Raw genomic sequence first — 24,073 nt, 5'->3', positions numbered from 1 at the left:
CGGAGACACGATCATGGCCCTGCCTGCTGAGCCCGCCGACTCGCTCGCCTTCACCGCCGCGCTGGACCTCATCACGAAGGTCGAACCGCGCGTCGCCGAAGCAATCCGGCAAGAACTCCAGGACCAGCGTGAAAGCCTCAAGCTGATCGCCAGCGAGAACTACGCCTCACCCGCCGTCCTGGCCGCGATGGGCAACTGGCTGAGCGACAAGTACGCCGAAGGCACCATCGGCCGCCGCTTCTACGCCGGATGCCGCAACGTCGATACCGTCGAGCAGATCGCCGCCGAACACGCCACCGCCCTGTTCGGCGCCGCTCACGCCTACGTGCAGCCGCACTCTGGCATCGACGCCAACCTGGTCGCGTTCTGGGCCGTGCTCGCCCAGCGCGTCGAAGCGCCGGCCCTGGCCCGCGCCCAAGCCCGTCACGTCAACGACCTGTCCGACAGCGACTGGGAAGAACTGCGCCGCGACCTCGGCAATCAGCGGATGCTCGGCATGAGCCTCGACGCCGGCGGCCACCTGACCCACGGGTTCCGGCCCAACATCAGCGGCAAGATGTTCCACCAGGCCAGCTACGGCACCGACCCCGCCACCGGCCTGCTCGACTACGACCAGGTGCGCGCCAAGGCCCGCGAGTTCCGGCCGCTCATCCTCATCGCAGGCTATTCCGCCTACCCCAGGAAGATTAACTTCCGAATCATGAGGGAGATCGCCGACGAGGTCGGAGCCACCCTCATGGTGGACATGGCGCACTTCGCCGGCCTGGTCGCCGGGAAGGTCTTCACCGGCGACTTCGACCCGATCCCGCACGCCCACATCGTCACGACCACGACGCACAAGACCCTGCGCGGCCCCCGCGGCGGGATGGTGCTGTGCCAGTCCGAGCTGGCCGACCAGGTTGATCGCGGCTGCCCGATGGTGCTCGGCGGGCCGCTCCCGCACGTCATGGCCGCCAAGGCGGTCGCCTTGGCCGAAGCACGCACGCCCGACTTCGCCCGCTACGCCGAGGCCGTCGTCGCCAACGCCCAGGCGCTTGCCGAGGGCCTGCGGCGAAGGGACGTCACCCTGGTCACCGGCGGTACCGACAACCACCTCGTGCTGCTCGACGTCTCCCCCTTCGGGCTGACCGGACGGCAGGCCGAAGCCGCCCTGCTCGACGCGGGCGTGGTCACCAACCGCAACGCCATCCCGCGCGACCCCGCCGGCGCCTGGTACACCTCCGGCATCCGTCTCGGCACTCCCGCCCTGACCACCCGCGGCCTCAACCAGGCCGACATGGACCGCATCGCCCACCTGATCCACACGGTGTTGGCCAGCACGCAGCCCGCCACCACGCCCGACGGCAAGACTTCGCCAGCCAAGTACACCCTGGATGCGAAGATCCGCGACCAAGTCAGCGAGGAGGCAGCCGACCTGATGGCCGGATATCCGCTCTACCCGGCCATCAGCATCAGCTGAGGAAACCGAAAACGCCCCGCTCCTCCCACCAGGGGAGGAGCGGGGCGTCCAGGTGAACGGCGAAAACTATCGCTGGTCGGCCGGAAGGTCCGGCCGCGGGGTGTGCTTGGACTTGAAGCCGGCCACGGCCGCCAGCGCGGTCGGCACGAGCGGCAGCGTGATCGCCTCGATCCAGTCGGGCAGGACCGCGATCATGCTGGGGTCGTCAGCGACCGCCTGAAGCACCGCCATACCGGCGACACCAGCGAGGTAGGCGGTCAGGCCCATGGCCTTGACCTTGGTCTCGACGGGCGGCTTGGAGTAGCTGATCTGGGGATCTGCGTGCATATGCCCCTCCTTCGGGACAGCCCGCCACCATGGCGGGAGGGTTCGGGGGTTGAAGATCAGGCTCGGGGCGGCCACGACCATTGGCCGTGGTCGGTGCCCTGCGAGCGCGACGTCGCCCAGTAGGAGTGGTTGCCGTCGAGGAACACCTGAAGGTTCACGGCGGTCCCGGAACCCTCGTACGTGCGCGTGATGATCGCCGGGAGGACGTCGCCGAGCTTGGCCGGAGAGCGGATTACGCCCTGGCCGCCGAACGACTGCATGCTCTCCAGGTTGATCATGCTGACGTCGTGGCCGGACAGCTTGTAGCGAACGATCCGGCCGATCGTCGGCGCGGTCTCGGTGGGGGTGGACATGGAAGTGCCTCCTGTCGAAAGCGGAACCGCTATCAGCGGTTGAACATCGCGAGCTTGGCCATGGTCACCTTCTCGACTACCGCCGCAGCGTCGGTCGGGTTAATGATCCGGAGCCGGAGCTGGTTCTTGGTGTTGAGCGCGAACTGGCCGCCCACGGACTCCTCCACCCGCCCGTTGGCGTCGGCGCGGAAGGACAGCCGCCAGGCGTCGTCCTCGAACGTCTTGCCGTCGCGCGAGTAGCGAGACCAGGCCACGTCGATCTCCGTACCGGGCTTCAGCCCGCGGATCTTCACCAGGCCGTCCACGATGCACCAACGCGCGGCCTTGGCCATGACGGCGACTCCGTCCGCGTTGTGGCCGGGCGGGTCGTCGGTGTACTCGGTGTGCCAGCGCACCGCCAGCTCGCCGCCGGCCGGGGCCTCCTGGTCCTCACCGGCACCCAGAGAGATGACCTCGGGCACGTCTTCCTCCTGCTTGGTCGGGGCTCCGGGACTCTTGATCAGTGCGGCCACGCGCTCCCGGAAGTGGGTCATGTTGATGGAGTGAGGGTCCGGCTTGCCGGTGTTGACCTCCCTGTGGGCCTTCACCCGCGAGGGCGGCAGGCCGAACTCTCGGCAGAGCTCCGCGCACAGCGCTTCGTAGGCGTCGATCTGCACGTCGGGCCATGGCGTGCGACCGTCGTTCTCGGCCTCGATGCCGATGCTCGTCGAGTTCATGTGGTGCGGACTGGTGCTCGGCGCGTTGTGCCAGCACCGGCCTGCGGCGACGACCCAGATTCGGCCGGTGTGCTGCAGCCATATATGCGACAGTGGCCCATCGAGTCCGGGGCGGCCGTGGACAACGATGTGCCGGTCATTCCACCCGGCGGTGTGGTGGCAGACCACCCCCTCCACGGAGGGCTGCGGTCCGTGCCCGCGACTCTGCCAGCCTCCCACCTCCGTCACTGGGAAGCCCGTCCGGCGGGCGATGTCGGCGAGCTGCGTCAGCCATGGCATGGCGATGTCCTCCTTGGTGTCGTCGCGGCTGGTCAGCCGCGCGTGAGCTGGATCAGCGCGATCACCGCGCCCGCCACGGCAACCAGGACGGTGACGACGGCGATGATCTGCCGCGTCCGCTCGGCCAACTGCGTGCGAGTCACGGCCTCCCGCTCCACCGCGTCCAGGCGCCCCTCCATCGCGACGTACCGGAGCTCGGCCGCCGCGCGGTCCTCCTCGACGCGCTTGACCAGCTCGGCGTGCCGATCGTCCACCCATTCGAGGCGCTGCAGGATCAACGCCGTGCTGCCGTTGGTGCGCTCGAACCCCAGCTCAACCGCGCTGCGCAGTTCCGCGAGGGCGAGCGCGAGGTTGGGCGTCTCCTCGGTCATACCGACGCAGCGCCCATCTCGGTCGGCATGCCCAGAAACGCGTCCGGCGGCTTCAACAGGAAGTTCGGCTCCTGAGCCATACCGCCTGTCGAGCGGGCCCACTTCACTGCCAGGCGCCGCGACTCCACCCGGATCGGGTCGAGCTGTGCCGCACGGATCAGGTCCAGCGGGTCAGCCGGCGCGATCCGACGCGACCCCACGAACGCGAGAGCGCCCTGTCGGTCATCCATGCTGGCCGGGTCCAGCCGCACACGGTGCTTCTTCACCGCGGCGATCCGGGCCAGGTGGGCGTCCAGCCGGTCCTTGTCCGAGACGCCGGGCGTCCAGCAGGTCGGCATGTCCCGCGTCTCGGTCAGGATCTTCGCCGAGGCCGGGTCTATGAGGGCGAGCGGGTCGTCCTCGCGCGGGATGTAGCTCTCGTGCAGGATGACGTCGAGCAGGGTGTCCTTGTCGTCCGGGTCGATACCGTACTCGGCGGACCGCCACTCCAGCGTGCTGTGCGGGAACGTCTTGAGGAACCTGCTGCCGTCTTCCTTGACGACCGCGACGCCCCACAGCGGCTCAGCGCCCAGCGGGTTAGCGCGGGCCGCGTCCCTTTGTGAGTAGTAGACGGGACCGTACGACAGCTCGGCATCCCACAGGGTCCAGGTCAAAGGCATCATGCGCTCCCGTTGTGTCGATGGGCCCACCAATAGATCCCTTTGCCGGACCGGACGCCGCCGCCGTCCGACCACGAGATCATGAATGACGTCTGCGTGGAGAACTCGATGCACCAGTAGAAGTTCGGCCGCAGGTTCGGGTTGTTGAGCATCGCGCCGTCCCTGAGCACCGCGACAGGCCCCATGTTCCCCTGCATGGTGGGCCCGTATTTGATCTCCATACCGGTCCAGCCGTCGCTCGCGATCCGCGATCCGGCATGAACGCCCCAGGTGTTCGAGGCGAAGCTGTTGTCCCACCACTTGCCGTAGTGGGTCGTCATGCCAGACGCGTCGAACCACATGTACTGGTTGTCGGAGGTGTCGTTCTCGTAGCCGATCCGGCTGTAGTCCTCCGCGCTCTCCAGGAACCCGCCGTTGGCGTTGGAGTTGTTCGGGTTCAGGACTTCGAGCTTCGTCCAGCCTGCGGCGAGGGTGAAGTACGTCCTGGCCGTCATGCCCGGGTTTGTGCCGGACGTGATGCGGAAGGTCGCCTCACCGGCGAAGTCGTCGTCGGACGTCCACAACCGGCTGTAGTTGGTGTTGCCGTCCGGGTAGAAGCGGATGTCCAGTGTGCTTGGATCGATCACGATCCGCTGCCCTGTTGCGCCTGTCCGGATCACGCTACCGGTGATCGTCTTACCGTTGATCGCGTCGGCAGCGATCTTCGCGGCCGTGATGGCATTCGCGGCGATCTTCTCGGCTGTGATGGCGTTCGCGCTGATGTGACCCGCTTGGATCGACCCTGCCGCGATCTTGTCGGCTGTGATGGCGTTCGCGGCGATCTTGTCGGCCTCGATCGCCAGTGCCCGGATCAGGCGGCCTGTGATGGAGTCGGCGGTGATCTTCGCGTCACCGGGGATCGTGCCGTCGATGATGTGCTCAGCGCCGTCGATGATCTGACCGATCAGGTCCGCGTCCACGAGCGGCTGCGTCGCGATCGTCGCCGAGGCAGAAGGGCCCGACTCATTGGCCGACCGGTCCACAGAAGTGAACCAGAACGTCCGGTCCGCGCCGTACGGCTCGCCGGGCACGACGATCGACCCGGCAGCGTCGAGGTACCCGACCTCGATCGCTGGCTCGGGCGTGAGCGGGTCGTCCATCCAGATGCGCAGCCGGTCGAAGTCGGTAGGCATTACCGCCCCGCCGACGCCCCTTCCGTCCCATGCAGCGTGGATCACGCCCAACCGAGTTGAGAGCTGCGGAGCGGTCGGCACCGGTGGTGGTGTCGTGTCGTCGGGCACGAGTTCGACCACCTGGCCGGAGAAGTCGCCCTTGACACCGGCCGAGACGGCGCGCACCTTCCACGCGTACTCCCAGCCCACCACCAATGGCGAGACCGTCGCCTTCGTGTCGCCCGAGGCCGTCTGCGCGACCATCAGCCACAGCTCACCCGGCAGGTCGCGGCGGGCATACACCTCGTACGAGTCGATGCTGAGCGCGACCCCGTTCACATCGGCGGCCACCGCGTTCCACGTCACCGTCGCCTGCCCGCGCGCGTATCCGTGCTCATCCAGATAGGCGTCCGCCGCCACGACGAGGCCCTGCGGCGCGGCCGGGATCCGGTTGTTCGTCTCCGGCGCCGGCTCGCCACCGGAGCCGCCCGATCCCACCCCGCCGCCGAGGATCCCTGCGGCCTGCCTGGCCAACCGGATCTCGCGTTCCAGGAAACGATCATTCAAGACGACGTTGCCGCCGACCTGGCCGTCCGTACCCACTGACAGAGTGATCTGCCGCAGACGGAGCGACTCCATCGCCCCGCCGTCGCCCGGCGCGAGCAAGTAGTCCCCCGGTTGGTAGTGCTCGAACGGCAGCCACCGCGCGAGGTCGAGCATCAGGCCGCGGGTGACCTGGACCCGCTCCCTGCCGACACGCTCCAGCGCGTTCTGGCCCAGCAGCCTCGCCGTGCCGGCGTCAGAGACGCCGCTCTGCGACTGGTAGGTCTCCCACCTGCCCCACGGCGCGACGGCGGCCGGGTTGGTCACCTCCACCGAGAGGCCGGCTTCGCCACCGATGAGGATGGCGGACACGGCGTCCTCCAGCGTCCCCGTGTCCGGAGCTTCGGTGATGTCACGGCCAAGCCGCAGGTCAACCGGGGAGGGCCCGGATGCGCGGTCCGTGCCGAGCACCGTGTCTGGGTTGAACACCTGCAACTCGCGGCCCTGCATCCGCCAGTCGAGGACGCCCTGCTCACTGAGGTTGATCAGGACGCTGAGCAGGTCCTTGCCCGGCTCGATGGCCAGCGTCAGCCGCCGCGCGCTGTCCCACTCCTTGTTGTCGCTATCGCGGGTGTCGGAGAAGTTGTAGGTCAGACCGGACAGCGCGCCGCGCGCCTTGCCCTCCTGGATGAACGTCAGGAGGATCGCCCCGGCGCTGACCGCGTTGAACTGGCGCTTGCCGTCCACCATCGCGCCGTTGGGGTACAGCACGACTTTCCTCAACAGCCACGCCCAGCCCGGCAGATCGTAGGACCGGGAACCGGCCCGGTCGATGCTGTCGCCGCTCCTCTTGATGCGGAGGAACCGCGCGTTGGGCGGCTCGACCCACGGGCCGCCGTTCGCCGCGTACTCCACCGCGACCTCGCAGTGCCCAGCGATGAGGTTCGCGTTCAGGCCGCCGTCCGGGTAGGTCACCTTGAGGCTGGGCACGTCGTTGAGCGGGTCGCCCAGCTCGAAGCCGTTGTGCTGTGGCAGCACACCCAGCCGATCACGGTTCGGCTCGTACGCCACCAGCCGTAGCGCGAACTTCGTGGGCTCACCCGGGATGATCACCTGCACCGCTGCTCCCCCTCAGTTCGTTGATCTCATCGCGCTGCTGATCGACAGCCGCCGACAGCACAGCGTTCTCGTACGTCAGGTCCTCGATGCGGCGGCGCAGCACGGCGATGATCCGGCCCGGCTCGACCACCAGGTCTTCCATCACGCCCTCGTCTGCAGGAGAGCCCGCTGGTGCTCCAGTCGCGTGGCGGCGGCCTTCACCGGGTCGATCCGCACGTGCGACCTCACCGGGGCGAGCACGTCGGCTGCCTTCCGCGCGGCCGCAGTAGGAGCCCTCGGCACGGCTGTCGTGACGATCGCATGGTCGCGCTTGCATCGCTCGACCCGCTCAAGCACGGCGGCGCGGGCCTGCTCGCCGCTGAGCTGCCACGGGTTCGTCTCGGGCAGGTTCGGCTCGTAGATTGGATGGACCGCGCGGTGCATCAGCACGTCGATCGCCTCATCCGTCGAGGCCAGCGCGCACGCCACGGCGGTGGACTCGATCGCCACCTTCGGCAGGAACACCCCGACCGTGACGCCATCGGCCGCCCGGGTCAGCGTGATCTCCCACGCTTCAACCCGCCCCGACTCATCGGCCGTGTCGGTCACCTCCGTGACCTGCCAGTCGTCCGGCACCGCGTCACCTCCAGGCCCAGATATGGAAGGTCCGCACCGGCGGCGAGGTCCCGGCGGACGGGTCGAAGAAGAACAAGTCGCTGTTGGTCCGGGAGAACAACTGCATCGTGGTCACCTGCTCAGCCGTGAACGTCACCTTCGGCACGGTCGGGAAGGAGAAGCCGAGAGCCACCTGGTAGTAGGTGGCACCCCTGGACACCGAGACCGACAGCATGATCAAGCCGGAGTCGTTGGCATACAGCCACGTCCCCCGGTGGAACGTCCCGGACTGATCGAACACGAGGAGCTGGTCCTGCTGGCTCGGGTGCACCCACCCGATCGACGCCTGCCCCTCAACCGCCGACACCGCGCCGCCGCGCTGCTCCCCGTTCGACGGATTCAAGATGGCCGCCTGCCAGAACCCGGCCGCGTGGGTCAGACGGCACATCGCGGTGCTCGCCTGGTTGGTGCCCGACTCCATGACCAGCGTCGCCTCCCCGGTAAAGCGGGAGCCGTCGCTGTAGATGCGCGACTGGTTGACGCCGCTGCCCGGGATGAAACGGATCTCCGGATTCGCCGCACCCGCGGGGTTGACCACGATCCGCGCGCCGGTCACCCCGGACGCGAGCTGGCCCACGATGCTTACCGCGCCGGTGGCAGCCGAGATGCTGGCGGTCTGCTGGCCGGAGCCGTTGAACGCCACCAGGCCCGAGCTGTTGAGCTCGACCCGAGCCCCGGACGCGCCGCCCGCGACGACCCGCGTGGACAGCGTCAGGACCGCGGCGAGCTTGTCGGCCACCACCGCGCCAGCGGTGATGTGCTCGGCCTCGACCGCCCCGGCGGCCAGCTTGTCGGCGGTGACCGCGTTCGCGACCAGCGCGCCCGTCGTGATGCTCTCGTTCGCGGCGTCGCCCTGGACGAGCTGCACCGCGGCGATCGTCGCCGACGCGGACGGGGCCGACTCGTTGCCGGACCGGTCGATGGACGTGAACCGGAACTGCCTGTCCGCGCCGTACGGCAGGTTCGGGACGAGGATCGCCCCGGCCTCGCCCAGCATGCCGATCTCCGACCAGCCGGGCGCAAGCGGGTCCTGCATCCATGCGCGGACGTGCAGGAAGTCCGGCGGCATCGGCACCGAGCCGACCCCGAGCCCGTTCCACGTGGCCCGGACCACGCCCAGACGCGTGGAGAGCTGCGGCACGGTCGGGACCGGCGGCGCTTCGTCGTCGTCGGGAATCGTAACTGCCACCTCGGGCGAAAACGCTCCGACCTTGCCGAGGTTCACCGCCCGGACCTTGAAGACGTACGACTCGCCGATGACGAGCGGCGAGTACGTCGCCGTGGTGTCGCCCGCCTCCGTCGAGGTGACGAAGAACCACGGCGCGCCAGTCTCGTTGAGCCGCATGAACAGCTCGTAGCCGCCCACGTTCAACGCGACCCCGCCGACGTCGGAGGTGACCGCGCCCCACGAGACCGTCACCTGCCCGTGCGGCAGGCCGTGCTCGTCGATGTACGGGAGCGGGTTCACGATCAGCCCGGCAGGGGCCGTCGGCGTGCGCGGCTCGGGCGCTTCCGGGCTCGGTTGCGCCCCGGACCCTCCGTCCGCCGTCGAACCACCGACGATCCCAGCCGTCCGCCTGGCCAGCCGGATGTCCCGCTCCAGGAACCGGTCATGCAGCACCAGCGACCCACCGAGCACGCCTGTCGAATTGCGCGCCAACGTCACCTGCCGGATCCGCAGCGGCTCCAGCGTCCCGCCGTCTCCCGGCGCGAGCACCCGGTCACCGGGCCGGTAGTCCTTCAGCGGCAGCCAGCGCGCGCCGTACAAAACGACGCCGCGTGTCCGCTGCACCCGCTCGCCTCCGGCGCGTTCGAGCGCGGACTGCGCGAGAATCGTCGCGGTCCCCTCGTCGGAGACGCCGCCCGCGCCGACGTATTGCTCCCAGGGGCCCCACGGCTGGACAGCGGCGGGGTTGGTGAACGTCTTGACGAGCCCGTTGTCTCCGACGATGAGCACGGATGACGCCGTGTCCTCCAGCGTGCCCTCGTCGGGCGCTTCGGCGACGTCGCGCCCGTACCGCAAGTCCACCGGGCTGGGCCCGGACGCCAGGTCGCGGCCGATCGCAGTGTCGGCGTTGAACACCTGGACGGTACGGCCGGACGTGCGGAAGTCGCACACGCCCTGCTCGGCAAGGTTCTGCAGCGCCGTGAGCGCGTCCATGCCCGGCTGGTAGTAGATCGTGATGACCTTGTCCCACGCCTGGCCCGCGCTGTCCTCGTCCGGTGTGAAGTCCCATTGCAGGCCCGGCACCGCGCCCCGGCCTTTGGCCTCCCCGATGAACGTCTGCAGGATCTCCCCGGCGGTCGCGCTGAGGAACGCCCTCTTGCCGTCCGCCAGCGGCGCCATACCGGGATGGAGCACGATCTTGCGGAGCATCCACACGAAACCCGGCAGCTCGAACTGGGCCAGCCCGGTTGTGTCGCAGTCGTCGCCACGGCGCTTGATACGCAGGAAGCGCGAGTCCGGCGCTTCGGTCCACACGGTTCCATCCGTGCTCCACTCGACGGCGATCTCGCACGGCTGGTCGAGCAAGGCAGCGCCGGTCGCCATGGTGGTGTAGCTGAGCTTGAGCGATGGCACGTCATTGAGAGGAAAGGCGACCTCAAGGCTCGATGGATGTGAAAGCACTCCTCGACGAGGGCCAGTCGGGGCGAAGACGACGAGACGAAGATCATAAGTCACGCCACGCACCGCCTTGACTCAAGCTGCAAGAGAAAGCAACTTCGCCCAGAAAACCTGCCATGAACTCGCCTTACAGGCTCCTGACTTCAGAATTATGGAGAAGTCAAGGTCTTCGTCAATGACGATTGCTTCCTTTCGCTGCACAGACATCCACAGAGAATGGCGTACGTAGGCTTTAGTCACGCTAGACTTACGGCTCGTAGCCCACGCTTCGCCTTCGCTCCACATTTCGCTCGGCCGTGCCGCGAGAGATCCAACTGGCCCAGTCCACGTGGGTGTCTCGCGGAGCGGCTGAACGGACCGCGGCCGCCCCTCAAGGCACATCGGTCCGGATGGAGGAACGAATGCAAGCAGTAGGCTCCGGCGAGCCGGACGATCAGGAGTGGTTAGTGATGATCCAACTCCTGATCGCCCTGCTTGACCTACTGAAGGGGATCGGGCCTAGCTAGTAGTAGCGCTAGCTGGTCCGTCAGGCCCCGCTCTACGGTTTAGGCGGCCAGGAGCGGGGTCACCCCAGATCTCTCGACGTGGCGGCGGTACTAGCCGCCCGTCCGAGCAGACACAGTCTAGCAACTACGCGTCCCAGTCAGGGCAACCCCTCCTCTGCGGTTCACTCCGCCGTCCGCCGAGAATCCATCCATGGATGGATTCTTTTCATCTAACTTTCTTTCCATCCGGGGATTCATTTCATTTCATCCATGGATGGAATGAAATGAATTAGATGGCCCCTGCCAATCCTCTGCGCACTCCATCGTTCTGCTGACTGTGCCTGCCCTTGCGGTCTATAGGTAAGCGCGGCGGGCTCTGATCTCCACCGTGGATAAGGCGTCAGTGCTCGTCGCCGAGGTGGAGACGAGCACCGCGCGCGAGAAGGGATCGGCTACTGCGACGGACGGCGTCAGGTGTAACCACCGGAACTGCGAGCCGGGGCCGATCGCGTCGATCTCCCCCGTCACGTCGTCCCCAGCGGCCAAGTCCCACGTATCGTCGGTGACGACCGCTGCCTGCATGCGCCCGCAGTCGATCAGCAGCCTCTCCCCCGCCAGCAGACCGCCCGGACGCAGCACCCATCCGCCGGTGGCGACGTCCCCGATCGACGGCTGCACGGCCGGGCCGGTAAACCGCAACAGCGCATCCGTGATGGGCCCGGTCGCACCCGCGAGCGTGGTCACCGCCTGGGCGAGCTGGTTGGGCTCGCCTGCCCAGGTGGACTCGGATTCGTCCCGCCACAGCGCGCCGGGCACCTCGACCACAGCTGTGAGCCGGGCGGTCGCGGCGCCGGTGTTGACGTCCGGTTCGCTGGCGGCCGTGATCTGCACGTCGGCGACGCGGACCAGCGACCCGGCCTGGTAGCGCAGCTTCATCAGCCGGTGGCGCGTCCCAAGGAGCGCCGACAGCGCTTCCAGGTTGCGCTCCATCTGCTCGTAGCCGCCGTCCGCCCCCGAGGGGGTGGCTGACGTCACCTTGAACGTCAGGCCGAACGTCGTGGCCTCCAGGTCGAGGCCCGCAACCGGGATGTCCCCATGCCGGCCCGGCACGGAGACCTTCACGGCCCTCGCGCCGGGCAATGGCCGCCTCTGCGTCCCCTTCTTGGTTCGCCAGCAGCCGGCCGGGTGGTCCAGCGGCACGCCGTCGAGTTGGTAGCTCGGCATGTCAGATCACCCCCATTGCGCCGACGTACTGGAGCGACCGGTTCACGGTCACGGAGGTCGGTTCGGCCTGCGGGTAGTGGTTCGTCACGTTCACTACCGTCCGCGACGAGGCGCGACCCCCGCCGAGACCGTCCGGGACGGTTACGCCGGGCACCGACAGGTCTGGCATCGCGGTCCGCGTCGCGAGCGTGGCCACCTTCTTCAGCGAGGACACGACGACTCCGCGGCCCTTGTCCACGCCGATCGACATGCCTTGCATCATGAAGGCTCCGATTTGGGCGAACACCTTCGACGGCGACTTGATGCCGAGGGCGTCCTTGGCGCTCTTGACGATGTTGGAGAAGAAGTTGCGGACGTTGTTGTACAGGCCGCTGGCCAGCGACTGGAGTTTGTTCCAGAAGCCGGAAACGACGTCCGAGGCGATGCCTGCCATGGTCGGGCCTATGGACGACATCGCGTTTTTGATCTTGCCGGGCAGCGCGGTGAACCAGCCGACCAACTTCGTCCCGATCCACGTGCCGATGGCGTTGACCATGTCTGGAATCACGCTGTGACCGACAAGGACGTTGTACATCCAGCGGAAGATCGCGACTCCGGCCTCGATGGCGGGCTTGATCTGCGCGACGATCTGGGCCACCTTGGCGCCCATCTGCACGAAGGCGACTCCGAGTTGGGTCACGATCGGGATGACGGGGACGACCGCTGGCAGGATGTCCTTGATCGCCATGACCAGCAAATCGGTCAAGAGCGGAATAAGCGGATTAACAGCATTGATCAGTTCGACAAAGGCAGGAACTAGCCCATCCAGCAGCGACGGGACGAGCTGCAAGATCGGCGGCAGCACAGACTGCACGATTGCGCCTGCAATCTGCCCAAAAGCTGCATAAATGGGCTGCATCGCGGGCCCTAGTTGGGCAAAAGCGGACGAAATGGACGCCAGGGCCGGTTGTAGGGCGCTCGACAAGGCACTGATCACCGGACCGAGCGCAGCCGAGAGATTACTCAGCGCAATGCCGAGTACTTGGCCCAAGATCCCCGCTAATTGCGCTACCACTGGCAGCAGAGGAGCCACCGCAGCCAGAGCCGCGGAGAGCCCTTGCCCCAGCATGAGCAGGCCGGACTGCAGCTCAGGGCTCGCGAACGCTTGTGCGAGCATCTGGGCGACCATGGTCAGCCCCGGACCCAAGGCCGCCAGGGCTGGCCCGAGCGCGGAGACCGCAGCAGCGAGCCCCGGACCGAGCGCCGTCGCGATGGCGCCGATGTGCGGTGCGACCTGCGCGAGCGAGCCTCCGAGCGCTCGGAAGATCGGCATCAAGGCGCTTCCGACCTGCGACAACGCGCCGAAGATCGCGACGAGGGCCTGCTGACCCTGCGCGCTGGCCAGGAACGCGTTGAGCTGATCAAGGAGCTGGCCGATCGCGCCCAGCGCCCCCGACGCGCCGGAGGACATCGCCGAGAAGATCGACTTGAAGATGCCGATCACGTCGCCACCGACCTGGCCGAGTTGCTTGAACACGTCCAGCGCACCCTGCATCCAGCTAAGTGCGGTACCGCTGTTAGCAGCGTTCGATAGGAACTCTCCGAACCGCTGAGCCGCTGAAGCGATGCCGGGAGCCAGCCCGGAGGAGAAGGACGCGCCCACCACAGCGATGTCGCGGAAGCCAGCCAGCACGGGCTGGATGGCGGGCTGCAGTGCAGCGACCGCCGAACGCAGCGATCCGAAGATGGACGAGATCGCCGCCACCGTCGCCGAGGAGGAGGCGAACCGCGCCGCCTCCGCGCCAGCGAGACCGAACTCCCGCGCCACGCCCTGCATTCCGCTGCGCAGCGGCCCGACCACGGCGTCCGCTACAGCTCGGATCTGGCCGGCCAGCGGCGCGAAGAAGTCGTCCTGGACGGCGGACCGCAGCCCGTCGATCGCGGGCTTGACCGAGCGCAGCTCACGCGCGGCGGCCTGCGCCGCAGGTGAGAGCCCGGCCAAGCTCTCCTCGAACTTCTTCGGGTCGTCGCCCAGGGCTGCGCCGAAGGCGTCCCCGACGCCGAGCAGGGCAACCTTGAGGGTGGCCATCGCGCCGACACCGAGTGCGATCACGCCCGGCAGGGCAGCGACGATGCCTCCCGCCGGGGCCAGGGCCGCGACCAGACCGACCGCGCCCTGCGCGGCCGCAGCCATTGAGGCCGCCATGGAGGACATCTGGAGCGCCGTGGCAGTGAACTTGGCGCCCGTCGCGGCGGCCGACTTGCCGAGCTTGCCCACGTCGATGTCGAGCTTCTTCGCGGCGTCGCGCATGAAGGCCATGAAGCGGCTGACCTTGCTCGTGCCCCGGTCCTTCACGTCGATGGTCGCGAAGAGTTCGCCCACGTTCAGCGCCACCGGATCTCACCTCCTGGGGTGTCGAATGGGGTGAAGCCAGCGGCCGGAAGCTGATCGCGGACAGCAAGCCCGATCAGCTCCGTGTACGCCGGGGGGATCGTCTGCCGGATCTCGCGGCGGGCGGCGGGCCAGTCGATGCCCATGGCCTGCTGCCACAGCGACAGCGCGCCTTTGCCACCGCCCTTGCCGTACACCGCGACGTATGGGCCCTCGTGCCACTCGCCGTGGCGGAACCCTGCGACGCGGCCGCGGTGCTGCGGATGCTCGGGCTGGGCGACGCGGACGCCGCCGAACTCGAACCAGCGGTGCCGCAGCACCGCCAGCTCAGGGAACATGGCGCCGCAAAGCATCAGGTCCCGGCGGATGGGCGCGGTCGGGACGTTCTCGATGACCCACGGCTGGCCGGTCCCGCGCAGCACGCGCCGCGTCACCGGGATCAGTTCCGGGTAGGAGCGGCCCTGGTTCGTGCCGAGTGTCAGCGCGGTGTGCGCCTGGCATGGCGGGGACGCGTGGATGAGATCGAACTCGTGACCGTGCCGGGCGATGAACTCGATCGCGTCGCCGCGAACGAACTCGTCCCCGCAGTACCGCCGCATAGGCCGGAGGTCCACGCCCACGACGTGAAACCCCGCGCGCTGGTAGCCGCGGGCCGCCCCGCCCACGCCGCAGAACGCGTCGAGGACCCGCCTCACCGCTCCTCGCCTGGATCCAGCACGCGGGCCAGCCGCGAGTCACACGTCAGCAGCCCGTGGACCCGTGTCCGCAACCAGCGCCACGACCGGGCGCGCAGAGCGCCGGGCTCGCCGAGGTCGATGCCGTACACCTCGTGCAGGTCCGGCTCGACGAGCGCCCAGCGTGTCAGGATGTCTTGCCACGAGACGGTGCGGCCTTTCGAGATCGAGAGGCCGTCGTCCGGGTCGTAGTAGTCCCGGAGCCCCGTGACCGGGTCGAGGTCGCCGCCGCGGCCGTCGCCCGGCGCGTCGCCCGGTTCGGGGCCGGGGCTTCCCCCGTGCCGCCCGAGGCCCAGATCTTCGCGGCGGCCTCCTTGCCGGCTGCGACCCACACCAGCGCGGTTGCGCCGACGTGCTGGATGCGGGGCCACTTCACCTTGTCGGCGTGCAGCTCGTCCCAGACCGGCCCGAGGATGCGCTGGTACAGGTCGCGCTCCTCATCGTCGTTGAGCACGACCTCGGCCAGCTCGTTGAGCTTAGGGTCGTCCACCGTCTCGCCCTGCTCGGCCTGCAGGCTGGCGTGCATGAGCCGCTGACACAGCAGCCCGACCTCGGCGTCGGGGGCGGGGATGACGTAGACCTTCCCGCCCACCGGGAGCCGGAGGCTGTCGTCGAAGAACTCGTCGAGATCCCGGAATTCGGTCACGGGGCGGCCACCGGGTTCTCGATCTCGACCGGGGCGCCCTGGCCCAGCAGGGTGAAGTTGAACGGCTCCAGGTCGGTCACCGAGCCACCCTTGGTGAACTCGGAGACGGTGCAGGTGCCCTCGTAGGCGTCGTTCGCGCCGTCCCGGCGGTACCAGCGGGCGCGGATGTTCGCCTCGAAGCCGACCTTGCGGGCCGCCTTCCGGATCGCCTCCTGGCCGGGGTCGGCGGTGAACACCGCGGCGTCGGTCCGCTTGCGGCGGCCCTCGGCCTCGATCTGCCAGGTCCGGCCGGTCACGACGGAGCTGCCCCAGCCCTCCTCGTCGTCGAAGTCCGAGTCCTCCTCGGTGTTGTCGTCGGTCGTCTCCTGGAAGCTGGTGAGGCCCCGCACGGGGAGCCAGGTCGGGTTCTCCGGGTCGGAACCGGTCGCGACGTCGAGCTTCCAGTCCTTAGCGAGCAGGCTTCGCAGCGCCATGATCACTCCTATAAATGGGCACGTCAAAGCGCTGATTGCGGCAGCGCAATCAGCGGAGAAAGTGAGGTCACTAGTCGCGGTGCGGCGACGGCCGGTGAACCATCAGGTCGAAGGAGTCGGCCCGCTCCCACCGGCCGCTGGAGTCGCGGCCAAGCGGGGCGATCAGCGTGCGGCGCGAGAGCAGCACAAGCACGCCTGTCGAGAGCGGGTGATTGGCCAGGCCGTGGATCGCGTCGAACACGCCGTCCGCCAGGTCGTCCACAACCCGAGGGTCCGTCTTGGCGCGGAACCGAGCTTGCATCTGCACGCTGGAGTCCGGCTGCTCGACGTCGTCGCCAGCCTGGCCCACGCCGTACACGGCGAGCGCAATCGCGGTGTCCGGCTTAGCCGGGAGACCACCGATCGTGATGGCCGTCTGGGTGTCGGTGTAGATCCCGTTCGGGCTCCACGTCGCCACGCCGGCCTCGCTCAGCAGAACCGCGAACCCGGTCAGTAAGTCGCGCGTCCAGCTCATTTGAACACCTGCTGGAGCTGCCGGGCGATGAGCAGCTTGACCGTCTCGGCTTCCTCGCGCAGCGCGAGCTCCAAGAACTTCGCCGTCCGCCCCGGCTTGTGCTGGTAGTCCAAGTTCTCATGCTGAATGCGCGCGTATGGGGTGTCGTACGAGATCACGCCAACCAGGTCCTCACGGTCAACCACCGTCGCGCCCGACCGCTCCAGGTCGCCCACGTCGTGCGGCACCTTCTGGTTGGACACCGACAGCACGTGCTCAGTGCCCAGACGCAGACCGCGCGCCGCCGCGCGGCGGGTCTCAGCGGTGATTTCCTCGCCGTTGATCTTCGCCCTGAACCTGGCCTTGGCCATCAGCGGCACACCACCTCGACATGATCAGGCGTCGGCAGGCCACCGCCATCGCGGGAAAAGGACGTGATGACGGTGGTCTGCCGCCCGTTGACGGTGACCCTGCTCCCCTCCGGGCAAGTAGTGCCCGGAGGGAAGAACACGGTCGTATCACTGACGACCTCGGCCCCCTGGGCGTCGCGCACCAGGCGCCGCTCGTCATCCACCAGGCAGCGGGACTCGACCGGCTCCCCGAACACGGGACCGTATGCACCATCACCCTGGAAGGGCTCGATGGTCGCCGTGTGACGCAGCAGCCACTCGGGCAGCATCACCACACGCTCCCGTCGAGGATGTAGCCGGGCAGCAGGCCGGCCCGCTGCAGGATCGAGGAGGCGTCCGGTGAGTACCGCGGGGGCGGCGCGTCTCCGGAGCCTCCACGGTCCAGCCGGACGGAGCCGATCGACACCGACTTGAACGCCGCAGCCACGCCGAACTCATCGCCTGTGGCGATCGTCCACGCGACCTGCGCGCACGTCGCCCGCTTCATCGCCTCGACGTCTTCCGGCCGGGTGGGCAGGCCAGCGTCGTCGGTCGGGTAGATCGAGGCGAACAGCATCTCGTCGATGCGTTCGGACGCGCGCTCCAACCTCCGGTCGATGTCGTCGGGCGGCGCGGCCTGGCCGCTGTATGCCGTGTAGTCGGCAGCGGTTGCGTACGCCATGGCTACACCGGCTGTTCGAGCACGCCGACCGAGAGGCCGGCCGGGGCCGCGTAGTCGATGTACACCTTGCCGTTCTCCTGCCGGTACACCGCTCTGAACGGCGGCAGCAGCACGCTGTCGTTGGCCGGGATGGTGACCGGCAGGTCCTCCACGTCCTGGCCCTCGACCGTCGCCGGGATCTGCACGGTCACCGTCGCGGGCGCGCCGTTGCTGTTCTTGATCAGCAGCATGCGCCGGTCGGTGTGGTCGAAGGCGTTGCCGTCCACGTTGGCCGCAACCAGGCCGACGCCAAGCGCGACGCCGGCTCGCGACATGGGCCGGACGGCCAGATCAGTCCTCGCCATCGTCGTCCTCCCCGAATTCCTCGATCAGCGCGGCCTTCGACAGCGCCTTGGCGTCGCTCTCGGACATGCCGCGCGCGACCGCGTACTCGATCCACGCGGCCTTGTTGTCGTGCTCGGATGGGCGGTCCGGCCCGGCAGAAGCCGGGCCGGACGCGTCGGCGGGCTCGGGCCCGCCGATGATCCGCCAGTTGTCCAACATGTCCAGGCAGGGGTCTAGCTGTTCGAGCGAGACCACCTGCCCGGTGTTGGAGTTGCGGTAGACGTACATCAGGTACCGTCCCAGTAGGCGCCCACCATCACCTGCCGCGCTGTTTCGAGGACTTCGTCCTTAGTTGCGACGGACGGCGTTTGCGCGTATGTGGATCCGCTCGTGGCGGCCGGATCAGCGAAATGAACCTGCAAGGCCCATCCTCCGCCGTTCTGCTGCACTAGAACGATCTTCGTGATCGCGGAGGTCGGCCGGATAATCAAACCGATCTTGACCCAGCTCACGGGGCCTGCACCCCGTGGATCAGCACGGCCCTGTTCGGGTCCAGGGTCTTGACGCCGTACAGGCAGTCCACCGAGACCACGTCCTGCTTGGCCTTGATGTCGTAGTCCATCACCACGCGCACGCCAAAGCCCTTATAGCTCTCTACGGCCGCGTTGGCCGCGCCCTGCGGGAGGACCAAGGGCCTGGTGACCAAGGCAAAGGCCGTCTTGTGGAACGCCACACCGATCTCGGTGTTGGGCGCGCCGGTCGCCGGCGGGGGCGTGGTCGGCGGAGCCACAATGTTCTGCGTCTGGAAGGCATCATGACCGAATACGCGCCTACCCAGAGAAGCCTCGCGAAGGCCGTCCGTGTCGCCTCTCACGTCAGCCTGGTGGAACAGCGGGTCCGACAGCCAGAGCGCCTCGATCTCCGGGCCGACGACCAAGTACCGGTCCGCAGCCGGGACGTTCCTCTGGTTCAGCACGCGCCTGGCGTCGATCGCCGTCTTAGGGTCGGAGTACTCGTGGATCACCTTGCCGGGGACGCCCGGCACCGTCGCGTCGGTCACGCCCACACGCTGCACGATGTCGTTGCGCAGGCTCAGGATGTCCCGGTCGATCTTCTGAGAGATCGCCTCCATCGCCGGGTTGAGGAGCTGCGTGCCAAAATCCTCGATCTCCAACGTGAGCTCTTCGGCGGTGACGGCGAAGCTCACGTCGGCGAAGTGGTTCAGCGTGATCGGCACGCTGCCCTCGGACGCGTTCTGGATCTGGATGCCCGTCGCACGGTCGAACTCGTTCGCCTGAAACACAGCGGGCTTCCGCACCGAGATCGTGTCACCGACACGCGACACGAACTCCTGCTCATAGTCACGGTGCACGAGCTGAGCCATGACACAGGTCTCGTACAGCGTGGCAAGCGCCGCCTTGGCGATGATGCTCGGAGTCAGGAAAGTGTTAGCCATTCGGGCCTTTCACCTCTTCAGAAAGCTAATTGCGGTCCCGCAATCAGCGGCTAGGACAAGGCGCGCTTCTTACGCCTGGCGCGGAACTCGTCGATGGAGGGCTCGGAACTCGGCGCTCGCTCACCAGGCCCGCCGGTGAACTCGCCTCCGCTCCTGGCTGGCGGCCCCGCCTGGGTGGCCGACTTGAACTTCGGGTTGTTCTCCACCGCCGTCTGGATGGTCTCGGCCAGACTGGTGGAGAAGTCGTCGGCGTCCGGGTCCATGTCCCGGACCGCCTTCAGGAACGACCGGGAATCGAGCAGGGCGTCCGGGTCCGCGCCGACCTTCTGGCTGGCGCGGTGGACCGCAAGCTCGATCAGGGCGCGGCGGTGGCGCTCGCGCTCCTTGTCGCGCTCCTGGGCCGTGCTGTCCCGCTCGGCTGTCAGCGTCTCGATCACCTGCTGCGGGTCGAGCGGCTTCTCCTCCTCAGCCGCCAGGCCCAGAGCCTTAGCGATCTGCTGAGCGAAGTCCGTCTTGACCTTCTCGGTGATCTCCTCCGGGGACGGCCCCTGCTTGGCGGTCGCCTCGTCGGCGGACTTCTGCGCGTCCTTAAGCTTGGACCGCCAGTCGGCCGCCTCAGCGCGAGTGTCTTTGATGAGCTTCTGCGCCCACGTGGGGAGCTCGTCCACTCGCTTGGCGTCGGGGTTGACCGCCGAGTCGTCGGCCGCCGGCGGCTCGGGCGGCGTGACCTCGGCCTGCGCGGGAGGACGCTGCTCCCCCTGCTGCGGCTGGCCTTCGCTGCTGCCATCGGTGGTCGGCACAGTGTTTTCAGGCATGACGAGATCGCCCTCCTGGAGCGTGTCGTCGGAACATGGGTAAGGCCCGCGCCTGGCGGACCCGTGAATGGCGCGTCTATGCGCCCGAGATGGTCTCCTGCTTGGCTGCGGCCTCGTCGCGGCGCTTCGTCTCCTGCTCAAGCCGGGCCAACACCTGCTCGTCATGGCCGAACTTGCTGGCCAGGTCGGCGAGCTGTTTGTCGGTCAGCTTCCCCAGGTCTGCGGGGGGTGCGTCGACCTTCTCCCGGTCGGTCTTGCGCCGCAGCCCTGTCGCCTTCGTCAGGTCCTTGAGCTGCCGCTGGTAGGCGGCCGTATTGGCGTCCGCCTTCGCGCGAGCGTCGTCGTCGAGCGCGACCGCCGCGCGCCGCTTGTTCTCCCGGACCTTCCGCTCCAGGTAGCGCTGCCGCTGCGACTCCTTGTAGGTGGTCTTCGACTGCACCGCGGCCGCCGGCCTCGACACGCCCGGCAAGTAGGCGTTCAGGCTGTGGCCGCAGTTCGGATGCAGCAGGCCCGCCAGCCGCGCCTCCGCAACCGTCCCCGCGACCTGCACGAACACCTGCACGCCCGTCGCCGGGTTCTCCTCCACGCGCGTCCCCGCCGTCCCGGACAGGGCCAGCACTTCGCCCTCCCAGCGGGCGCACCGGTCGCACGTGTACGGCAGCCGCGACACGCTGACCAGGTTGATCCCGGCGTCACGCAGCGTCGCTAGGTGCCCGTCCACCGCCGCCCGAGCGACGGCCGTCCGCATGGCCATCTCGGCGTAGCTGGCCATGCTCCAGGTCCGGGGCGGGTTGGCCGAGTCAGTGAACCCCTTGATGCCCTCGGCCGTGAACCGGTCGAGCGCACGCTGCGCCGCCTCCCGCCGAGTCTCCGCGCCGATCAGCGCTCGGCTGGCAGTCTCGGCGACGACGTTGCGGAAGATGTCGTCCACCGCCCGCAGCGCGCCCTCATGGACGGACGTGACCATACGAACGGTGTGCGCGGCCAGCTCGGCAACGCCCTGGCCGGCGTTGATGCCCCGGCTCGCGCCGAGGTTCTTCGCGTCCTCCAGCACCTTGGCCAGCCGCTTGCGGACCTTCCGGTCGTGGACCTGCAACACGGCACCACGCACCGCGGCGTCCATGCCTTCAGCCCACGTTTCCAGCACCGCCGCCTCAGCGGCAGCTCTCGACGCGGCCTGCAACCGGCGGACGATCGCTTCGGCTTCCTTCCGGAGCTGCGTCACCTCGGAGAGCCGCTTGTCCGCCCAGTCGTCGCCATCGTCGTTGTCGAGGTCCTTGCCGACCCGCGCGGCGATGCGCTCCAGCAGCGCCGTCTCCGCGTCGGCGTACATGGCGGCGACCTTGCGCGCCTGCTCCAGGCCCTCCTCGATGGCAGCGGCTGGAGTGATGGTCATCAGTCGTCGCCGCTCGCGTCAGGGATCCACGTCTCGCCCAGGGCCGCCGGGTCCGGCACGTTAAGCCCGAGCTCGTCGCGAAGCCGCTCCTTCTCAGCCTGGACCTGGACGTCGTCCCAGTCGGGATGCACCCAACGGATCTTGGTGTCCAGGCTGACGGCTTGCGCCCGGTTCAGCATGTCGAGGGTGCGGCCCATCGACTCAGGGTCCGGCATGACGCCATCCGGCCACTCGACGACGGCGCGTTCGGCCACGACCTTCGTCCCGAACACCGCATGATCGACTGCCAGCATCGCCTCCGACAACCACGCGAGCCGCGGCGTCCAGTAGCCGATCTTCCGACCGCGCGTCGAGTACGAGCGGTGCTTCTCCATGTGAATCTCGGTCGCTGTCTTCGCCTGACCACCGCCGCCCTCAGCGAACGACTGCAGCGCATACCCGGCACCGCGCACGATCTGCTCCACCAGGTTCTTCGACGTCTCCGCGTGCTCTTGCACGCGGATCTTGAACTGGCTCAGCGTGATCATGCTGCCCGGGTTCTGCGGCGACGGCAGCATGCCGCCCAGCGGGCTGTAGATCTCCCGGTCCGGATCCCAAGACGCGGCCTGGCCACGACCAGCCGTCGTCAGGTAGATCTCCGGCACGATGATCCTCGCCTTACCGAGCCGCAGGTCCCGCATCCAGCTCGTCCACGTCTCATCCAGCGCATCCATGAGCGGTTCGACGCCCGCATAGTCGCTGCGGCCGATCGCCGTTCCCCGGATCGTCCTGTGCGGCCGCATGTTCGGGATGTACTCGACCAGCAGGCCCCGATCGAACCCGCTGTCGAACCCCCCATCCTCGTCCACCAGATCCGCGAACTCGGCGGTCGCCGGGTGATCCTCCAACGGCATCTGCCTGCCCAGGTGATCCTCATCGCCCAGGTACAGGCCGTGGAAGACGCGGCCCTTCTCGTGCTTCTCCAAGTGCCGCCACACCTCGCCCGACCGGTCGTCCTCGTAGACGACCCGCCAGAACGTCACCGCCTTGAGCCGGCCGTTGTGGAACTCGGGCACGGCGGCGTCCGGCGGCAGCGCGTCCACGACCGGGTGGTCAGCCATCGTCGTGTCCCAGCCGACCCGCAGGTAGACGCCCCCGTACGCGGCGGCCAGCTCGGCCGCCTCCAGCAAGCTGCCGTACACGCCAGCCTCGTGCAGCACGCTGTCGAGCCGCTGCTGCCCCTTCTTGCCCTTCAGCTTCAGAGTCGGAGGCTCCGAGAACAGCAGGTCGGCGCTGGTGGCGGCGATGTCGGCGGCGAGCGGGATATGCAGCTTGGTCGCTCGTGACTGCGCGGCCGGTGTGGGCGTTCCCCAGAAGTAGCGGATAGCTCGCCCGAGGTAGCCGCCCATGCGGCTGATCGGACGGTCCCAGCCCTTCGGGTCCATCCCCACCATCGGCGCTGCCCGGTTGCCGCCGTACACCTGCGCCAGCTTGTCCGGGTCGCCGGCGTACCAGGCGCCGTGAGTGTCGTAGAGCCGCATCTCCTGTCGGATCGCTGGCGGCGGCCACTCCTGATTAGTCTCGGGAAGCGGCATCGGCCACCCTCCTCATGTCTTCTCGATCTCCGACAGGGCGACGGCCAGGCTGGTCCAGCCGTCGGCGATGGAGACCTTGGCCTCGACCATGTCCGGGTTGGGCTCGCAGTCCGCGCGCTCCAGGACAGCGGCGGCGTGGGCCGCGGCTTGTCGCCAGGTGATCGTCTGCTGGGTCATCCGGCCGTCACCGGCCAGTGCCAGGTGCCTGGCTCGTCGCCCGGCGCGACGTTGTACTCGTGGAACCCGCCCACCTGACCGGGCGTGAACACCCACAGGTGGACGTGGGATGCGTCGTCCAGCGGGGGCACCGCGCCGACCCTGACGCCCTCGGGGTCGAGCGTCATCGTGTCCGCCGTGACGATCGCGGCGCGCACGGCGTGGAGGCCCTGCTTGCCTCGGTAGCGGACGATGTCGCCGGTGGCTGGGTTGCGAAGCATGGGGTCTCCTCAGATGACAGGGACAAGGCCGCCGGGTAGGACTGGCTGTTCGACGAGGGCGGACACCCGGACCCACGCCCGGTAGGTGCCTTCAGGCAGCTCGACCGCGCCGTCACCGCCAGGGCCGACGAGGATCTTCGCGTCAGCCCCGGCGGCGCTGTGGTTGTCCCACATCGCGGCGTGCCAGTCCGTCTCGGCCGGCTTGCCGTCCTCGTTGGTGAAGGCGACTTCGACGCCTTCACCGCCGGACGGGCCCTTGACGGGGATGTACAGGAACTCCCGACTAAGGGAGGAAATTGGTTCCATGGGACGGTCCT

General features: G+C 68.3%; 30 protein-coding genes. 1 reads left to right on the top strand and 29 read right to left on the bottom strand.

Annotated elements, in window-relative coordinates; all coding sequences use genetic code 11:
* Positions 1-13: 13 nt before the first annotated feature.
* Positions 14-1,459: a glycine hydroxymethyltransferase gene (locus LCN96_RS17230; protein WP_225273669.1), complete on the top strand. Its 1,446-nt coding sequence runs from the start codon at positions 14-16 to the stop codon at positions 1,457-1,459.
* 66 nt (positions 1,460-1,525) lie between these two features.
* Here LCN96_RS17230 and LCN96_RS17225 read toward each other — a convergent pair whose 3' ends face one another.
* The 29 genes from LCN96_RS17225 to LCN96_RS17090 form a co-directional block, all read right to left on the bottom strand.
* A complete protein-coding gene (locus tag LCN96_RS17225) occupies positions 1,526-1,786 on the bottom strand; it encodes a hypothetical protein (protein WP_225273668.1) in 261 nt (86 codons plus the stop codon).
* A gap of 56 nt (positions 1,787-1,842) precedes the next feature.
* On the bottom strand, positions 1,843-2,139 hold the full coding sequence (locus tag LCN96_RS17220) for a hypothetical protein (protein ID WP_225273666.1): 297 nt from the start codon (positions 2,137-2,139) through the stop codon (positions 1,843-1,845).
* 32 nt (positions 2,140-2,171) lie between these two features.
* Positions 2,172-3,134, bottom strand: a complete 963-nt coding sequence (locus LCN96_RS17215; protein WP_225273664.1) for a peptidoglycan recognition protein family protein — start codon at positions 3,132-3,134, stop codon at positions 2,172-2,174.
* Positions 3,135-3,166: 32 nt separating this feature from the next.
* On the bottom strand, positions 3,167-3,505 hold the full coding sequence (locus LCN96_RS17210; RefSeq protein WP_225273663.1) for a hypothetical protein: 339 nt from the start codon (positions 3,503-3,505) through the stop codon (positions 3,167-3,169).
* The gene (locus LCN96_RS17205; RefSeq protein WP_225273662.1) at positions 3,502-4,158 is read right to left on the bottom strand and encodes a hypothetical protein; all 657 of its coding nucleotides are present in this window, start codon (positions 4,156-4,158) and stop codon (positions 3,502-3,504) included. The genes LCN96_RS17210 and LCN96_RS17205 overlap by 4 nt, the downstream gene beginning before the upstream one ends.
* A gap of 5 nt (positions 4,159-4,163) precedes the next feature.
* Positions 4,164-6,977 carry a phage tail protein gene (locus LCN96_RS17200; RefSeq protein ID WP_225273660.1) on the bottom strand — a complete coding sequence of 938 codons (2,814 nt, stop codon included), beginning with the start codon at positions 6,975-6,977 and terminating at the stop codon, positions 4,164-4,166.
* Complete coding sequence (locus tag LCN96_RS17195; protein ID WP_225273659.1) at positions 6,955-7,119, bottom strand: hypothetical protein; 165 nt, start codon at positions 7,117-7,119, stop codon at positions 6,955-6,957. Before LCN96_RS17195 ends, LCN96_RS17200 begins: the two co-directional genes overlap by 23 nt.
* The gene (locus tag LCN96_RS17190) at positions 7,119-7,592 is read right to left on the bottom strand and encodes a hypothetical protein (protein WP_225273658.1); all 474 of its coding nucleotides are present in this window, start codon (positions 7,590-7,592) and stop codon (positions 7,119-7,121) included. The genes LCN96_RS17195 and LCN96_RS17190 overlap by 1 nt, the downstream gene beginning before the upstream one ends.
* A 4-nt stretch (positions 7,593-7,596) precedes the next feature.
* Positions 7,597-10,212 (bottom strand): phage tail protein, encoded by a 2,616-nt coding sequence (locus LCN96_RS17185; RefSeq protein ID WP_225273656.1) that lies wholly within the window; start codon positions 10,210-10,212, stop codon positions 7,597-7,599.
* Positions 10,213-11,096: 884 nt separating this feature from the next.
* Complete coding sequence (locus LCN96_RS17180; protein WP_225273655.1) at positions 11,097-11,966, bottom strand: hypothetical protein; 870 nt, start codon at positions 11,964-11,966, stop codon at positions 11,097-11,099.
* Between the two features lies 1 nt (position 11,967).
* Positions 11,968-14,340 (bottom strand): phage tail protein, encoded by a 2,373-nt coding sequence (locus LCN96_RS17175; protein WP_225273653.1) that lies wholly within the window; start codon positions 14,338-14,340, stop codon positions 11,968-11,970.
* Positions 14,331-15,032 carry a DNA cytosine methyltransferase gene (locus tag LCN96_RS17170; protein WP_225273652.1) on the bottom strand — a complete coding sequence of 234 codons (702 nt, stop codon included), beginning with the start codon at positions 15,030-15,032 and terminating at the stop codon, positions 14,331-14,333. The genes LCN96_RS17175 and LCN96_RS17170 overlap by 10 nt, the downstream gene beginning before the upstream one ends.
* On the bottom strand, positions 15,029-15,163 hold the full coding sequence (locus tag LCN96_RS56575) for a hypothetical protein (RefSeq protein ID WP_263657489.1): 135 nt from the start codon (positions 15,161-15,163) through the stop codon (positions 15,029-15,031). The genes LCN96_RS17170 and LCN96_RS56575 overlap by 4 nt, the downstream gene beginning before the upstream one ends.
* 35 nt (positions 15,164-15,198) lie before the next feature.
* Complete coding sequence (locus LCN96_RS17165; protein ID WP_225273650.1) at positions 15,199-15,717, bottom strand: DUF7426 family protein; 519 nt, start codon at positions 15,715-15,717, stop codon at positions 15,199-15,201.
* Positions 15,714-16,190, bottom strand: coding sequence for a phage tail tube protein (locus LCN96_RS17160; protein WP_225273648.1), 477 nt, complete (start codon positions 16,188-16,190; stop codon positions 15,714-15,716). The genes LCN96_RS17165 and LCN96_RS17160 overlap by 4 nt, the downstream gene beginning before the upstream one ends.
* 70 nt (positions 16,191-16,260) lie before the next feature.
* Positions 16,261-16,704 (bottom strand): minor capsid protein, encoded by a 444-nt coding sequence (locus LCN96_RS17155; protein ID WP_225273646.1) that lies wholly within the window; start codon positions 16,702-16,704, stop codon positions 16,261-16,263.
* On the bottom strand, positions 16,701-17,063 hold the full coding sequence (locus tag LCN96_RS17150; RefSeq protein WP_225273645.1) for a minor capsid protein: 363 nt from the start codon (positions 17,061-17,063) through the stop codon (positions 16,701-16,703). Before LCN96_RS17150 ends, LCN96_RS17155 begins: the two co-directional genes overlap by 4 nt.
* Complete coding sequence (locus tag LCN96_RS17145) at positions 17,054-17,365, bottom strand: hypothetical protein (RefSeq protein ID WP_225273644.1); 312 nt, start codon at positions 17,363-17,365, stop codon at positions 17,054-17,056. Before LCN96_RS17145 ends, LCN96_RS17150 begins: the two co-directional genes overlap by 10 nt.
* Complete coding sequence (locus tag LCN96_RS17140) at positions 17,362-17,754, bottom strand: hypothetical protein (protein ID WP_185112879.1); 393 nt, start codon at positions 17,752-17,754, stop codon at positions 17,362-17,364. Before LCN96_RS17140 ends, LCN96_RS17145 begins: the two co-directional genes overlap by 4 nt.
* A 2-nt stretch (positions 17,755-17,756) precedes the next feature.
* A complete protein-coding gene (locus LCN96_RS17135) occupies positions 17,757-18,098 on the bottom strand; it encodes a hypothetical protein (protein WP_225273642.1) in 342 nt (113 codons plus the stop codon).
* The gene (locus LCN96_RS17130) at positions 18,085-18,366 is read right to left on the bottom strand and encodes a hypothetical protein (RefSeq protein WP_225273641.1); all 282 of its coding nucleotides are present in this window, start codon (positions 18,364-18,366) and stop codon (positions 18,085-18,087) included. Before LCN96_RS17130 ends, LCN96_RS17135 begins: the two co-directional genes overlap by 14 nt.
* Positions 18,366-18,590, bottom strand: a complete 225-nt coding sequence (locus tag LCN96_RS17125) for a hypothetical protein (protein ID WP_225273639.1) — start codon at positions 18,588-18,590, stop codon at positions 18,366-18,368. The genes LCN96_RS17130 and LCN96_RS17125 overlap by 1 nt, the downstream gene beginning before the upstream one ends.
* Positions 18,587-19,534, bottom strand: a complete 948-nt coding sequence (locus LCN96_RS17120) for a P22 phage major capsid protein family protein (RefSeq protein ID WP_225273637.1) — start codon at positions 19,532-19,534, stop codon at positions 18,587-18,589. Before LCN96_RS17120 ends, LCN96_RS17125 begins: the two co-directional genes overlap by 4 nt.
* 50 nt (positions 19,535-19,584) lie before the next feature.
* Positions 19,585-20,349, bottom strand: coding sequence for a hypothetical protein (locus LCN96_RS17115; protein ID WP_225273636.1), 765 nt, complete (start codon positions 20,347-20,349; stop codon positions 19,585-19,587).
* 76 nt (positions 20,350-20,425) lie between these two features.
* Entirely contained in the window at positions 20,426-21,745 is a 1,320-nt protein-coding gene (locus LCN96_RS17110; protein WP_225273634.1) for a phage minor capsid protein, read from the bottom strand.
* The gene (locus tag LCN96_RS17105) at positions 21,745-23,319 is read right to left on the bottom strand and encodes a phage portal protein (protein ID WP_225273633.1); all 1,575 of its coding nucleotides are present in this window, start codon (positions 23,317-23,319) and stop codon (positions 21,745-21,747) included. The genes LCN96_RS17110 and LCN96_RS17105 overlap by 1 nt, the downstream gene beginning before the upstream one ends.
* Positions 23,320-23,331: 12 nt before the next feature.
* Entirely contained in the window at positions 23,332-23,496 is a 165-nt protein-coding gene (locus LCN96_RS17100) for a hypothetical protein (RefSeq protein ID WP_225273632.1), read from the bottom strand.
* A complete protein-coding gene (locus LCN96_RS17095; RefSeq protein ID WP_225273631.1) occupies positions 23,493-23,756 on the bottom strand; it encodes a hypothetical protein in 264 nt (87 codons plus the stop codon). Before LCN96_RS17095 ends, LCN96_RS17100 begins: the two co-directional genes overlap by 4 nt.
* A 9-nt stretch (positions 23,757-23,765) precedes the next feature.
* Entirely contained in the window at positions 23,766-24,062 is a 297-nt protein-coding gene (locus tag LCN96_RS17090) for a hypothetical protein (protein WP_225273630.1), read from the bottom strand.
* Positions 24,063-24,073: the final 11 nt, after the last annotated feature.

Origin of the sequence: Nonomuraea gerenzanensis (assembly GCF_020215645.1) — a bacterium.
Lineage (GTDB): Bacteria > Actinomycetota > Actinomycetes > Streptosporangiales > Streptosporangiaceae > Nonomuraea > Nonomuraea gerenzanensis.
This window is presented reverse-complemented; position numbering and strand designations above follow the sequence as displayed.